The 13,392-nt window shown below is 70.3% G+C and carries 16 protein-coding genes; 4 read left to right on the plus strand and 12 right to left on the minus strand.

Features of this window, described 5'->3' with window-relative positions; translation table 11 throughout:
* Position 1: 1 nt before the first annotated feature.
* The 12 genes from AB0M56_RS09520 to hrcA all read right to left on the minus strand — a co-directional run bounded on the left by AB0M56_RS09520 (position 2) and on the right by hrcA (position 10,482).
* Positions 2-1,228 carry an RDD family protein gene (locus AB0M56_RS09520; protein ID WP_364172861.1) on the minus strand — a complete coding sequence of 409 codons (1,227 nt, stop codon included), beginning with the start codon at positions 1,226-1,228 and terminating at the stop codon, positions 2-4.
* 195 nt (positions 1,229-1,423) lie between these two features.
* A complete protein-coding gene (locus AB0M56_RS09525; RefSeq protein ID WP_364172864.1) occupies positions 1,424-1,873 on the minus strand; it encodes a DUF2752 domain-containing protein in 450 nt (149 codons plus the stop codon).
* Positions 1,870-2,229, minus strand: a complete 360-nt coding sequence (locus AB0M56_RS09530) for a CD225/dispanin family protein (protein ID WP_220242783.1) — start codon at positions 2,227-2,229, stop codon at positions 1,870-1,872. Before AB0M56_RS09530 ends, AB0M56_RS09525 begins: the two co-directional genes overlap by 4 nt.
* A gap of 61 nt (positions 2,230-2,290) precedes the next feature.
* The gene (era, locus tag AB0M56_RS09535) at positions 2,291-3,190 is read right to left on the minus strand and encodes a GTPase Era (protein WP_220242784.1); all 900 of its coding nucleotides are present in this window, start codon (positions 3,188-3,190) and stop codon (positions 2,291-2,293) included.
* Positions 3,190-3,525 (minus strand): cytidine deaminase, encoded by a 336-nt coding sequence (locus AB0M56_RS09540; RefSeq protein WP_364172869.1) that lies wholly within the window; start codon positions 3,523-3,525, stop codon positions 3,190-3,192. The genes era and AB0M56_RS09540 overlap by 1 nt, the downstream gene beginning before the upstream one ends.
* Entirely contained in the window at positions 3,518-4,867 is a 1,350-nt protein-coding gene (locus tag AB0M56_RS09545) for a CNNM domain-containing protein (RefSeq protein WP_364172872.1), read from the minus strand. The genes AB0M56_RS09540 and AB0M56_RS09545 overlap by 8 nt, the downstream gene beginning before the upstream one ends.
* Before the next feature lie 9 nt (positions 4,868-4,876).
* Positions 4,877-5,449, minus strand: a complete 573-nt coding sequence (ybeY, locus tag AB0M56_RS09550; RefSeq protein ID WP_364172875.1) for an rRNA maturation RNase YbeY — start codon at positions 5,447-5,449, stop codon at positions 4,877-4,879.
* A complete protein-coding gene (locus AB0M56_RS09555) occupies positions 5,446-6,525 on the minus strand; it encodes a PhoH family protein (RefSeq protein ID WP_364172878.1) in 1,080 nt (359 codons plus the stop codon). Before AB0M56_RS09555 ends, ybeY begins: the two co-directional genes overlap by 4 nt.
* A gap of 90 nt (positions 6,526-6,615) precedes the next feature.
* Positions 6,616-6,972 (minus strand): histidine triad nucleotide-binding protein, encoded by a 357-nt coding sequence (locus AB0M56_RS09560; protein WP_364172880.1) that lies wholly within the window; start codon positions 6,970-6,972, stop codon positions 6,616-6,618.
* 526 nt (positions 6,973-7,498) lie between these two features.
* On the minus strand, positions 7,499-8,251 hold the full coding sequence (locus tag AB0M56_RS09565; RefSeq protein WP_364172883.1) for a 16S rRNA (uracil(1498)-N(3))-methyltransferase: 753 nt from the start codon (positions 8,249-8,251) through the stop codon (positions 7,499-7,501).
* Between the two features lie 3 nt (positions 8,252-8,254).
* Positions 8,255-9,421 carry a molecular chaperone DnaJ gene (gene dnaJ, locus AB0M56_RS09570; RefSeq protein ID WP_364172886.1) on the minus strand — a complete coding sequence of 389 codons (1,167 nt, stop codon included), beginning with the start codon at positions 9,419-9,421 and terminating at the stop codon, positions 8,255-8,257.
* 35 nt (positions 9,422-9,456) lie between these two features.
* Complete coding sequence (hrcA, locus tag AB0M56_RS09575) at positions 9,457-10,482, minus strand: heat-inducible transcriptional repressor HrcA (RefSeq protein ID WP_364172889.1); 1,026 nt, start codon at positions 10,480-10,482, stop codon at positions 9,457-9,459.
* Between the two features lie 190 nt (positions 10,483-10,672).
* Here hrcA and AB0M56_RS09580 point away from each other — a divergent pair, with 190 nt between their 5' ends.
* Genes AB0M56_RS09580 through AB0M56_RS09595 form a run of 4 tightly spaced genes read left to right on the plus strand, consistent with a single transcriptional unit; the run spans position 10,673 to position 13,375 of the window.
* A complete protein-coding gene (locus AB0M56_RS09580) occupies positions 10,673-11,287 on the plus strand; it encodes a YbaB/EbfC family nucleoid-associated protein (RefSeq protein ID WP_364172892.1) in 615 nt (204 codons plus the stop codon).
* Positions 11,287-11,610 carry a type VII secretion target gene (locus tag AB0M56_RS09585; RefSeq protein WP_364172895.1) on the plus strand — a complete coding sequence of 108 codons (324 nt, stop codon included), beginning with the start codon at positions 11,287-11,289 and terminating at the stop codon, positions 11,608-11,610. Before AB0M56_RS09580 ends, AB0M56_RS09585 begins: the two co-directional genes overlap by 1 nt.
* Entirely contained in the window at positions 11,607-12,863 is a 1,257-nt protein-coding gene (locus tag AB0M56_RS09590) for a hypothetical protein (protein ID WP_364172898.1), read from the plus strand. Before AB0M56_RS09585 ends, AB0M56_RS09590 begins: the two co-directional genes overlap by 4 nt.
* Complete coding sequence (locus tag AB0M56_RS09595) at positions 12,860-13,375, plus strand: hypothetical protein (RefSeq protein ID WP_364172901.1); 516 nt, start codon at positions 12,860-12,862, stop codon at positions 13,373-13,375. The genes AB0M56_RS09590 and AB0M56_RS09595 overlap by 4 nt, the downstream gene beginning before the upstream one ends.
* The last annotated feature ends 17 nt before the right edge of the window (positions 13,376-13,392 follow it).

The raw sequence follows: 13,392 nt of genomic DNA on the forward strand, positions 1-13,392 counted from the left end.
GTCAATGCTGCGACGGCTGGCCGAACTCGCCCGGCTGGATCTTCTGCGTCTCTTCGGGCTGCGCCGGCGCTTCCGCGACCGGCGAACCCGGCTGCAGCATCTGCGTGCGCTCGGCTCCGTCGAACGCACCGCTCTCGGGCTGTGCGGCGCCGCCAGACTTGAGCATCTGCGTGGGCTCGGCCTGCTCGAACGCAGTCGCGCCGGGCGCCTCGGCGCCCGGCTGCGCGAACCCGCCGCTGACCGGGGCACCCGGCTGGCCGAAGCCACCCGACGGCGCCTGACCCGGCTGGGCGGGCTGACCGAAACCGCCGGCGGCCGGCTGACCCGGCTGACCGAAGCCGGGCTGCGCACCGAACCCGCTCGGCTGCTGCCCGAACCCGGCGGGCTGCTGGGCGAACCCGCCCGGCTGCTGCCCGGCGGGCGGGAACCCGCCGCCGAAGGGCTGCTGCTGACCGAAGCCCGGCTGCCCGAACTGGCCCGCGGGCGCGGCGTCGGCGGGCACCACGATCGTGCTGACGACCTTGTCGGAGAACGTCTGGGACTTGTCGTCCCACAGCGGCCACAGGTACCCGAGGCCGCAGAGGAAGCCGTCGAGGACGTGCGCGAGGTCGCGCAGGAACGCCATGCCGGCGCCGATGGGCTGGCCGGTGGCCTCGCCGATGAGCTTGATCCCGACGATCCGCTTGCCCATCGACTGGCCGGTGTTGCCCGCGGTGATCCAGCGGTTGTAGATCGTCCAGCCGAGGTTGCCGAGGATCGCGAGGCCGTAGATGATGCTGCCGGCCGTCGGCGAGGCGATCATGACGAGAAGGGCGATGATGATGGCGGCGAGGAACGGCCCGAAGTCGATCAGGTAGGCGCCGGCGCGTTGGCCCCAGTTCGCGTAGGCGCCGCCGGGCGGGCCGTACGGGTTCGGCTGACCGAACCCACCGGGCTGGCCGAACGCGGGCGGCTGGCCGAAACCACCGGCGGGCGGTTGCCCGAAACCGGGCTGCCCGAAGCCCGGCTGGCCCTGCGCGTCCGGCTGCCCGAAGCCCGGCTGCGCCTGACCCGGCTGCCCGAAACCGGGCTGTTGCCCGAAACCGCCGGGTTGCTGGGGGAACCCGCCCGAAGGCGGTTGCTGGCCGAAGCCGCCGGGTGTTCCGAACGGCTGCTGCCCTGGACCAGGTTGTCCGAAGGGCTGCTGGCCCTGCGGCTGCCCCATGGGCCGGCCGTAGGGATCGGTCATCGTGTTCTCCCCCTCGCTCGTCCTGACCCGCGCGCGGTGGCACGCGAGAACCGGCCGAGTCCGATGAGGACGGGCCGGTGCGCGGGAGCGTACCCGGTCCGGACGAGGTCGGCCCAGGTAGGCGTCCGCACCGGGTGGCGACCCGAAACCCGTACGACGAACGGGAAGCGAAGGCGGTTCCGGCAGAAGGGAAACTCAGACCGACAAACCGGTGAACGGCGCGAAAGGCAGGTTCCGCACCACGAACCAGATCGCGAACACCACCGCCACCACGAGCGGCGTGCGGCGCCAGTGCAGCCACGACCGTACGGCCCGTCCGCGCAGCCGCCCGACGGTCCACGCGACACCGCTCCACACGAACAGCGCCACGAACACGAGCGCCACCGCGTTGTAGTGGACGGCGCCGGCGAGGTCGCCGTGCATGAGGCTGTAGGCCATCCGCATGCCGCCGCAACCCGGACAGTCGATACCGAAGAGGAACTTGGTGGGACACACCGGCAACGGCCCGCCCGGCGTCGTCGGATCACCGAGCCACACGACGGCGCAGCACACGCCGAGCCCCGCGACCACGGCCGCCGGCCCGGCCAGCGCCCGCGCCGTGGCTCGCGCGCCCCGCGCCGGGACTCCCGTGTAGACGGTGCTCATGAGGACCAGAACCCGGCGGACGTGCCCGCGATCAGGAACACGAACAGCACCACCAGCAGGTACGCCACGATGCCGATGGGAATCGCCAGCGCCGACCACATGGCCCACTTGCCCGCCTGGTCCGCGGCGTGCTGCGCTTCGGCGAAGCGGCCCTGGTACCACAGGGAGTTGACCTCATTGGCCTTCACGATGGAGACGATCCCGAGCGGCAGGCAGCAGAAGATCGTGGTGAGGATCCCCCACACGAGCCGGTTGTCCGGCGGCGGCGGGAAGTTCGGCTGCGGGCCGCCGTAGTAGTACGGGCCGCCGGGAGGCGGCGGGTACTGCCCGCCTGGTGGCGGGTACGGGCCGGTCATCGCGTCCCCCTGCTGTCCGTAGTGTGCTGAGGGTGCTGACGCTACCTCCCGCGGCCGTCGCTCAAAAGCCGAGGCGGCGCAACTGCTTCGGGTCGCGCTGCCAGTCCTTGGCCACCTTGATGTGCAGGTCGAGGTACACCTTCGAACCCAGCAGCCCCTCGATCTGCTTGCGGGCCGCGGCTCCGACCTCACGCAGGCGTTCACCCTTGTGCCCGAGGATGATGCCCTTCTGGCTGGGCCGCTCCACGTAGAGGAACGCGTGCACGTCCACGAGGTCGTCGCGGCCTTCGCGCGGCAGCATCTCTTCCACCGTCACGGCGATGGAGTGCGGCAGCTCGTCGCGCACGCCTTCGAGCGCGGCCTCGCGGATCAGCTCGGCCACGAGCGTCATCTCGGGCTCGTCGGTGAGCTCGCCGCCCGGGTAGAGCTGCGGGCCCTCCGGCAGCCGCGCCACGAGCAGGTCGGCCACCGTCTGCACCTGGAAACCGTCCACAGCGGACACCGGCACGAGGTCGGCGAACTCCATCACGCCCTGCAGCGCCAGCAGCTGCTCGGCCACCTGCTCGGGTTTCACCAGGTCGGTCTTGGTCACCACGCCGATCACGGGCGTGCGCCGCGCGATCTTCGTCAGCTCCGCGGCGATGAACTTGTCACCGGGGCCGATCTTTTCGTTGGCGGGCACGCAGAACCCGACGACGTCCACTTCGGACCACGTCTCGTGCACCACGTCGTTGAGCCGCTGCCCGAGCAGCGTGCGCGGGCGGTGCAGGCCGGGCGTGTCGATGATGACCAGCTGCGCGTCCTCGCGGTGCACGATGCCGCGGATCGCGTGCCGGGTCGTCTGCGGCTTGCTGGAGGTGATGGCGACCTTCGAGCCCACGAGCGCGTTCGTGAGCGTCGACTTGCCCGCGTTGGGCCTCCCGACGAAGCACGCGAAGCCGGAGCGGTGCGCGTCGGCCATCAGCGCAGCACCTCGACGACGTCGCCCTTCGGGTCGGCCAGGATGATCGGCGCGGTCTTCGCGACGTCGCGCACGGCGTACACCGAGGCCTCCTGCACCAGCGCGTCACCCGTCACCACGGCCGCCGCCTCGAGCCCTTCGGCACCGCTCGACAGCGCGGCGGCCACCGCGGCCTGCACGGCCGTGAGCTTGAAGGAGGGCTGGTCGACGGTCACCGCGGTGTACGTCCGGCCGTCGGTGTCGCGCACGGCCGCGCCCTCCTCGGCGCCGACGCGGGCGCGCGACGACCGGGCCAGCGTGACGAGCTTCTGGTCCTCGGCGTCGAGGTCAGGCATGTTCGACTCTCCTGTCGCGTTCTTCGGGCTGGGGCACCCGGGTGCGCCGGCGGGTGCCGGACTCGGTCACGGCGTCCGCGTCGGCCGGGTGGACGACGACCGACGTGATCCGCATGCGGCCCCGGCGGTCCTTGCCCCCTTCGGCGAACAGCCGAAGACCGGCGACCTCGGCTTCGGCCCCCGGAAGGGGGACCCTACCCAGTCGTTCCGCGAGCAGCCCGCCCACGGTCTCCACGTCGTGGTCTTCGAGGTCGATGCCGAAGAGCTCACCGAGGTCGTCGACGCTCAGGCGCGACGACACGCGCACCGCGCCGCCCTCGAGCTCCTCGACGTCGGGCCGCTCGTCGGTGTCGGACTCGTCGGTGATCTCGCCGACGATCTCCTCGAGGATGTCCTCGATGGTCAGCAGGCCCGCGGTGCCGCCGTACTCGTCGACCGCGATCGCCACGTGGTTGTGGGTGAGCTGCATCTCCTTGAGCAAGTCGTCGAGCCGCTTGGAGTCGGGCACGAAGCTCGCCGGGTTCATCACCTGGTCCACGACCGTGCTCGGCCCGTCCGGGTCCATGTACGCCGGCATCAGGTCCTTGATGTTGACCACGCCGACGATGTCGTCCACGGATTCGTCGATCACCGGCACGCGCGTGAACCCGGTGCGCAACGCGAGCGCGAGCGCCTGGCGCACGGTCTTGGTGCGCTCGATCCACACGATCTCGGTACGCGGAACCATGACCTCGCGCGCCACCGTGTCGCCCAGCTCGAACACCGAGTGGATCATCTCGCGCTCGGAGTCCTCGACCACGCCGCGTTCCTGCGCGAGGTCGACCAGCTCGCGCAGCTCGACTTCGGAGGTGAACGGGCCTTCGCGGAAGCCCTGACCGGGGGTGATCGCGTTACCGATCACGATCAGCAGCCGCGAGAGCGGGCCGAGGATCGACCCGAGGACCCGCACGGGCCCGGCGACGATCGTGCCGACGCGGTACGGGTGCTGGCGGCCGATGGTGCGCGGGCCGACGCCGATGAGCACGTAGCTCACCACCACCATCACCACGGCGGAAACGAGCACGGCGAGCCACAGCTTGCCGAACCAGGCGAGGAACGACACGGTGACGAGCACCGTGGCCGTGAGCTCGCAGCCGAGGCGCAGCAGCAGGAGCAGGTTGATGTGGCGGCGGCGTTCGGCGACGACGGCGGCGAGCTGGCGCGCGCCGGCCCGGCCGATGCGCACGAGCCCTTCGGTGCGGGCCTGTGAGACGGTGCTGACGGCCGCGTCGGCGGCCGCGAACACTCCGGCCAGCAGCACGAGCGCCACCGCGACGACAAGCTGTGCCGTGGGACTGCCCATGATCGCTGCCTAGGGGGTTTCCTCGACCGGTTTCGGCGCCGCGGGCGCGGCCGACGCGTCGAGGCCCGCGATGCCGAGCACGCGGTCGTCGGCGTTGCGCTGCGCGTTCTTCCGGTTCAGCTCGGCCACGGCCGACTGGAACTCCGTCAGGATGCGCTTCTGCAGGCCGAACATCTCGCGTTCCTCGGCCGGTTCGGCGTGGTCGTAGCCGAGCAGGTGCAGCACGCCGTGGACGGTGAGCAGGTGCAGCTCGTCGATCAGCGCGTGGCCCGCGGTCTTCGCCTGGTCTTTCGCGAAGGCCGGGCACAGCACGATGTCGCCGAGCAGCGCCGGCGACGCGTCGGGCGCGTCGGGGCGGCGCGACGAGTCGAGCTCGTCCATGGGGAAGGCCATCACGTCGGTGGGCCCGGGCAGGTCCATCCAGCGTTCGTGCAGGTCTTCCATGACCTCGAGCGTGACGAGCAGGATGGACAGCTCGGCGAGCGGGCTGACCTCCATCTTGTCGAGCGCGTAGCGCGCGGCCGAGACGATCGACGCCTCGTCGACGTCGACGCCCGACTCGTTGGCGATCTCGATGCTCATCGGCGGTTGCCCTTCCAGCCGCCCTGCTGCTGGTCCTGGGCGTCCTGCACTGCCTGCCACTTCTCGTACGCGTCGACGATGTCGCCGACGAGCCGGTGGCGCACCACGTCCTGGCTGGTCAGCTCGGCGAAGTGCAGGTCGTTGACACCGTCGAGGATGTCGCGGACCACCCGCAGGCCGCTCTTCTGGCCGTTGGGCAGGTCGATCTGCGTGATGTCACCGGTGACCACGATCTTCGAGCCCATGCCGAGGCGCGTGAGGAACATCTTCATCTGCTCGGGCGTGGTGTTCTGGGCCTCGTCGAGGATGATGAAGGCGTCGTTCAGCGTGCGCCCGCGCATGTACGCCAGCGGCGCGATCTCGATCGTGCCTGCCTGCATGAGACGCGGGATCGAATCGGGTTCGACCATGTCGTGCAGCGCGTCGTAGAGCGGGCGCAGGTACGGGTCGATCTTCTCGTTGAGCGTGCCCGGCAGGTAACCGAGCCGCTCGCCCGCCTCGACGGCGGGACGGGTCAGCACGATGCGCGTGACCTGCTTGGCCTGCAGCGCCTGCACGGCTTTCGCCATGGCGAGGTACGTCTTGCCGGTACCGGCGGGGCCGATGCCGAAGACGATGGTGTGCTTGTCGATGGCGTCGACGTAGCGCTTCTGGTTGAGCGTCTTGGGCCGGATCGTCTTGCCGCGGCGGGAGACGATGTTGAGGCTCAGGACCTCGGCCGGGGACGCGTCGCCGGAGGACAGCATGCCGATGGTGCGGCGCACCGTGTCGGGGCCGACCTGCTGGCCGCCGGAGGCGAGCTGCACGAGGTCGGTGAAGACGCGTTCGGCGAACGCCACGTCGGCGGGCGCGCCGGTGAGTGTCACTTCGTTGCCGCGGACGTGCACGTCGGCGGCGAGAAGCTCCTCGGCGACGCGCAGGTTCTCGTCACGCGAGCCGAGCAGGCTCAGGACGGCGGCTTCGGGGATGGGGAAGCGGGACTGGGCCACGGGGGTGGCGTCCTCGTTGTTCGACTGCGCCGCCTTGCCGGCGGTGGCGTCGGGTCGGGCGGCTCCACCCTGTGCGGTTCCGGCCACGTGGCCTCTGGCCTGCTTTCTGCTGCTTCGCCTGACGGACTTCTGACGTTGCCGATGCTACTTGCTCGCGACTCTCCGCCGCAGGTCGGTTTAGGCGTGGCGCCCGAACAACCCGAGCTGCTCGCCGCCCAGCACGTGCGCGTGGACGTGGAACACCGTCTGCCCCGCGTCGCCGTCGGTGTTGAACACCACGCGGTAGCCGGATTCCACGATGCCCTCGAGCTCGGCGACCTTCTTGGCCGCACCGATCACCGCACTCAGCAGCTCGGGGTCCCCGGCGGCCAGCTCGCCCACGTTGCGGTAGCGCTTCTTCGGCACCACCAGCACGTGCACCTTGGCCTGCGGATTGATGTCCCTGAACGCGAACGTGTTGTCGTCTTCGTAGACAACGTCCGCCGGGATCTCCCCCGCGATGATCCGCTCGAACAACGTCTCCGCATCACTCATGGGCCCACCCTACAAACCCACTTCCGCCCACTCGCCATCAAGCCACCCGGCCCACCGCCCACGGCCATCACACCGGAACAGGTCACCACCCACAGTCATCACGCCGCCCGGCTCACCGCCCACGGTCATCACGCCGAGACAGGTCACCGCCCACGGTCAGCCGTGCAGGAATGGTCACCGATGGCACCGTCGGGGCTCCGGGGGCTCGGCCCCCGGGCAATACGCGACTCCTCGGATGGCGAAGAAGATCCGAAGGATCTACGAAGACAACCGACCACGAGGAGGCGCCGCGGGGGCGGTGGACCCTGGGGGTCGGCCCACCGCGCCTCCGCGGCTCCGCCGGACCGAGGGGGGAGGTGCCCGGCGGGGTTCTTTGGGTACGCGCGACCAGAGGTTACCCACCCAGTAGCGCGCCCAAACGTTTTTGTGCCCAGCGTCGTGTTGCGCGTTGGTGACGAGCGTAGCTGCTCGGAGTGTGATCGCGCCATGACTCGCCGCAAAATGTGGCCGCATTCGTGTCCCGGGGCTACTTCCAGCGGCCGGTCAGCGCACCGAGGGCGCCGAGGGCGACGGCGGCCGCGGTGGAGGTGCGCAGCACGGTCGGGCCGAGGCGGACGGTGGTGGCGCCCGCGGCTTCGAGCGTGCTGAGCTCGTCGTCGGTGATGCCGCCTTCGGGGCCGACGACGAGGAGGATGTCACCGGTGTCCGGGAGGTCGATCTCCGTGAGGCGGCTGGTCACGCCGGACTCGAGCACGAGCGTGCGGGACATCGTGGCGGCCAGCTGGGCGAGCTCTCGGGTGCCGACGGGTTCGATGACGTCGGGCACGTGCGCGCGTCGGGCTTGTTTGGCGGCGGCGCGGGCGGTCGCACGCCAGCGGGCCAGTGCCTTGTCGCCGCGGGTGCCGTCTTCCCAGCGCGCGACGCTGCGGGCGGCGCGCCACGGCACGATCGCGTCGGCGCCGGCCTCGGTGGCGAGTTCCACGGCGAGCTCGCCGCGGTCGCCCTTGACCAGCGCCTGCGCGACGTGGACCCGCAGCGCCGGCGGCTCCTCCGTCCAGTGTTCGACGACCGTCAGGGTGAGGGAGGCGTCTCGCCCGGCGTGCACGGCGTCGACGACGCAGCGCGCCATGGCGCCGGCGCCGTCGGAGAGCACGAGCTGCTCCCCCACGCGCAGCCGGCGCACGGTGGCAGCGTGCCGGGCTTCCTCGCCGTCGAGCACGGCCGAACCGCGGTCGGGCACGGCGGTGGCGAGGAAGACCGGCAGCGTGGTGTCGGGCACGGGTCAGCGGTGCTTCGTGCGCAGCTTGGAGAACAGGCCGCCGTGCTTGCTGCCGTTGGACGCCAGCGTGGGCACCTCTTCACCGCGCTGCTGGGCCAGCTCCACGAGCAGGTCGCGCTGCGCCTCGTCGAGCTTGGTCGGCACCACCACGTCGATGTGCACGTGGAGGTCGCCGCGGCCGTCGACGCGCCCGGACGAGCGCAGCCGCGGCATGCCCTTGCCGGTGAGCACGAGCTCGGTGTTGGGCTGGGTGCCGGGCTCGACGTCGAGCTCGTAGTCGCCGTCGACGAGCGTGCTGATCGGGACGGTCGCGCCGAGCGCCGCCGTGGTCATCGGGATGCGGAAGTTGCAGTGCAGCTCGTTGCCCTCACGCACGAACACCTCGTGGGGCAGCTCGTCGATCTCCACGTACAGGTCGCCCGCGGGGCCGCCGCCGGGGCCGACCTCGCCCTGGCCGGAGAGCCGGATGCGCATGCCGTCGCCGACGCCCGGCGGGATCTTCGCCGTGACGTTGCGGCGCGCGCGGATGCGCCCGTCGCCACCGCACTGCCGGCACGGGTCGGGGATGACCTCGCCGAAGCCGCGGCAGACCGGGCACGGGCGGGCCGTGACGACCTGGCCGAGGAACGAGCGCTGCACGGACTGCACCTCGCCGGCGCCGCCGCAGGTGTCGCACGTCTTGGTGGTGGTGCCCTCCGCGGTGCCAGCGCCGCGGCACAGGTCGCAGACCACGGCCGTGTCGACGGTGATTTCGCGGTCGGCGCCGGTGGCGCACTCCTCGAGCGTGAGCGCGAGGCGGATCAGCGCGTCGGAGCCCGGCTGCACGCGGCTGCGCGGTCCCCGGCCACGGCCGCCACCGCCACCGCCGGCGGCGCCGAAGAACGCGTCCATGATGTCGCCGAGCCCGCCGAAGCCGGCGAACGGGTCGCCGCCACCGCCGCCGCGCGCGGCCGAGTCCATCGGGTCGCCGCCGAGGTCGACGATCTTGCGCTTCTGCGGGTCGGAGAGCACCTCGTAGGCGGTGGTCACCTCGCCGAACTTGTGCTGCGCGTCCTCCGACGGGTTCACGTCGGGGTGCAGCTCACGGGCCAGCTTGCGGTACGCGCGCTTGATCTCCTGATCCGACGCGTTCTTGGCCACCCCGAGGATCCCGTAGTAGTCCCTCGCCACGTTTTCTGCCTTCTCCTTCTGCTCTGCCCGCGCCGTCAGCGGCCGGACAGGATCTGCCCCACGTAGTTGGCCACCGCGCGGACGGCCGCGATGGTGCCCGGGTAGTCCATCCGGGTGGGTCCGACGATGCCCATGCCTCCCAGCAGCATGTCGTCCCGGCCGTAGCCGATCGACACGACCGAGGTGCTGCGCATCTGCTCGTCTTCATTTTCCTCGCCGATGAGGACCGTCACCGCACCGGGGTTGCGAGCCGCGGCCAGCAGCTTGAGCACGACCACCTGCTCCTCGAGCGCTTCGAGGACCTGGCGCAGCGAGCCGGGGAAGTCCGCGACGTTGCGGGTGAGGTTGGCCGTGCCGCCCAGCACCAGGCGTTCCTCCGGGTGCTCGACCAGCGACTCGACCAGCACCGTGCAGATGCGGGTGAGGCTGTCGCGCAGCTCCTTCGGCGCCACCTCGGGCAGCTCGGCCACGCGTGCGGCCGCCTCCACGAGCCGGCGTCCGGCGAGCGCGCCGTTGAGCACGGTCCGCAGGCGCAGCACGCTCTCCTCGGTGAGCACGTCGCCGAGGTCGACCGTGCGCTGGTCGACCCGGCCCGAGTCGGTGATGAGCACGAGCATGAGCCGCGCCGGCGTGAGCGGGACCACTTCCAGGTGGCGCACCGCCGCGTTGGTCAGCATCGGGTACTGCACCACCGCGACCTGCCGGGTGAGCTGCGCGAGCAGCCGCACCGACCGGCGCAGCACGTCGTCGAGGTCGGTGCCCGAGTCGAGGAACGTGGTGATCGCCCGCCGCTCGGCCGCCGAGAGTGGCTTGATCTCCGAGAGCTTGTCCACGAACAGCCGGTAGCCCTTGTCCGTGGGGATCCGCCCCGCGCTGGTGTGCGGCTGGGTGATGTACCCCTCTTCCTCGAGCGCGGCCATGTCGTTGCGCACGGTCGCGCTCGACACGCCCAGGTTGTGCCGCTCGACGATCGTCTTGGATCCCACCGGCTCCTGGTTCGAGACGTAGTCGGCCACGATCGCGCGCAGCACCTCGAAGCGACGCTCGTCCGTGTTCGCCACCGGCACCTCCTTGCTTTCGACCCGCTACTCACAACGAGTTTACGGAAGCCTGAGTGCCCGGCGCTCAACCCGGCTCGTGACGTGCTGCGGCGGCCCAGCGCGGCCGAAGGTAAAAGAATGGCAAACGACCATTAATCCTGGTAAACCGGACAATTCAAATCTTCGCTTGCTAGGGGAACCGTTAACCGGTTTGCTGCCTCAGAAGAACGTGGTGAATCCCCAAGAGCCGAGGGTAGTCGTGGAAAATAACGGGCGCGCAGCCGAAAACGCTGATATCGCCGAAATCGGGCAGCGAGCCGCGGAGGCCCAGGAGCGTCTCAAGCGCGTCGCCGCCACCGCGACGAGCAACGACGGCGCGGTCACCGTGACGGTCAACACCAGCGGCGCGTTGCAGCAGCTCAGCTTCGGTCCCCGTGCCGAGGAGATCTCGCGCAGCGCCCTCGCCGCGGCCGTCGTCGCCACCGCCCACCGCGCCCAGGCGCAGGCGGCCCAGCAGCTGCACGCCATCATGGCCCCGCTCATCGGCGAAAACAGCGACGCGATGAAATTCCTCGACGAGCAGATTCCGACGCCGGAAGTACCCGAGGAACAGCCCCCGGCCTCGGCGGATACGCGACAATTCTTCAATCGCGACGAGGACGGATCGGTGCCTCCGCCGCCCCCGGCCCCGCCGGCTCCGGGGATGCGTCCGCCGGCCCCGCCTGCGCCGCCCGCTCGGCCCTCGCGCCCGGCCCGCCCCCCGGCCGACAACTCCGATGACGACGACTACTACAACGGCGGCTCGATCCTGGGGAGGGGCTACTGATGGCCGGCACACAGCAGGTGAACCTCACGGCACTGCAGACGCACAAGGGTGAGGTGCAGGACATCGGGGCGGGGGTGAAGACCGCCGCCGAGGCGACCGCGTCCGCGCAGGCGTTCGGGGACACCTCGTTCGGGCTGGTCGGGCAGGTCTTCGCGCTCCCGCTCCAGGCCTACCTCTCGATCGCGAGCAGTTTCATCGACAAGGTCGCGGCATCCGCCGACGACATCGCCGACAAGCTCCAGCAGGCGCACGACCACTACGACACGCACGAGCAGAACACCAAGGAAAAGGTCACCTCGTTCGGCAAGGAGCTCCCGGCATGACCGAGACGCAGGAGAACCCGCTGGTCGCGACCGCTGAGCCCTCGAACGGGTTCTGGTCGAACACGGGCTCGTCGGACAAAGAGATGAACAACATCAACGCGCAGACCGCCGGCAGCGGCGCGCTCAACGATGTCGCCTCCACGATCACCGACGCCCGCAACGGCGACTGGCTCAACCTGGGCGTCGACGTCGTCACCGACGGCCTCGACATCCTGGGTGCGGCCATCGACCCGCTCGGCACGCTGGCCGCCGCGGGAGTCGGCTGGCTGATCGAGCACATCAGCTTCTTGAAGGACGGCCTGGACAAGCTGGCCGGCAACCCCGAAGAGATCACGGCCAAGGCCGTGACCTGGACCAATGTCTCGAAGCAGCTCACGACGAGCGCCGGCCAGTACGAGCAGGCCGCGTCGAAGGTGGCCCCGGAGTTCCAGAGCGCGGGTGGCCAGGCGTACCAGAACATGGCGAAGGGCTACGTCGCCACGCTGCGTGGTGCGGCGGGACAGGCCCAGGCCGCGTCGGTGGCGATGAACGTCGCCGGGGCGCTGGTCGGCACCGAACGCGGCTTGATCCGGGACATGGTCTCGTCGTTCATCGGCAACCTGATCATCAAGGCGCTCGCCGCGCTCGCCTCCTCCTGGTTCACCTTCGGCGGCACCATTGCCGCCTTCATCGCGGACGCGGTCGTCGAAGGCGGCATCCTCGCCGAGAAGATCAGCACCCGGATCGCGCAGGTCGTGGAGAAGCTCGACAAGCTGGCCCAGAGCGCGGGCAAGGCGAAGGGCGCCATCGAGGAAGCGGCCAAGATCCTCGACAAGCTCGGCAAGACCGCGGGCAAGATCTCGGACAAGAGCCTCGACGCCGCGGTCAGCATCGAGAAGAAGGCCAACGATCTCAAGGAGACCGGCGCGGCCTGGGACAAGCTCACCGACGCCGAGAAGGCCACGAAGGTCAAGGAGAAGGCCGAGGGTTGGAAGGACGGCGCTGCGGACAAGGTTCCTGGCCACGACTTCCTGCAGACCAAGGTCAAGCCGTACACCGAGCCCGGGCGCAGCTTCCTCAACCCCGAGGAGTGGGAAAAGGCCGGCGGCGACGTCCCGAAGTGGAACAGGGCCGACTCCATCGGCGTGGGCGAAGAGGCACGGCGGCAGGAAAACGAACAGATCGACCGCTCCAAGGAGGCCTCCGAGGCCTACGAGAAGGAGCACGAGAGTAAAGGCGAAGGCGGCGAAAAGCCCGAGGGCGGTGGCGAGTGACCGCCCCGGTCAGCGCGGCGGAGGTCGCCGCGGCCAATCTCGCCGGGCGGCTCCACCCGTCTCAGCGCCACATCGTCCTCAACTTCGGTTTTTGGCTCTGCCTGGTCGTCGGCGGGATCGCGGCTGTGGCGTGCGTGGTGTTGCCGACGGCCACCAACGTGTTCGAAGGGCCGCAGCGCGCCGAGTCGATCGGTGCGTACCCCTTCATCGTGCTGCTCGCTCTCGTGTGCCTGGGGTTGTGCGCCCGCCGCTACCGCGACCTGCACAAGCCACTCGCGGTGGTCACCGGCTGGAGCCACGACTTCGGCAGCTCACCGACGACCGACGCCTACCCGATCGGCTTGCGCTTCGTTGCGGGCAGCGCTCGCACGCTGGCCCGGTGGGAAGTCCGCGTCGGCGGGAAGACCTACCTCACCGACCGCGAAACCTGGGAGAAGATCAAGCCGGAGCAGAACAACACTTTGTGCCTGTACCCGAAGACCAAGCTGATCATCAACGTGATCCCGACGTGAATGCCGAGGAGGCCGAA

It is taken from the genome of Amycolatopsis sp. NPDC051372 (genome assembly GCF_040682095.1).
Classification (GTDB): Bacteria; Actinomycetota; Actinomycetes; order Mycobacteriales; family Pseudonocardiaceae; genus Amycolatopsis.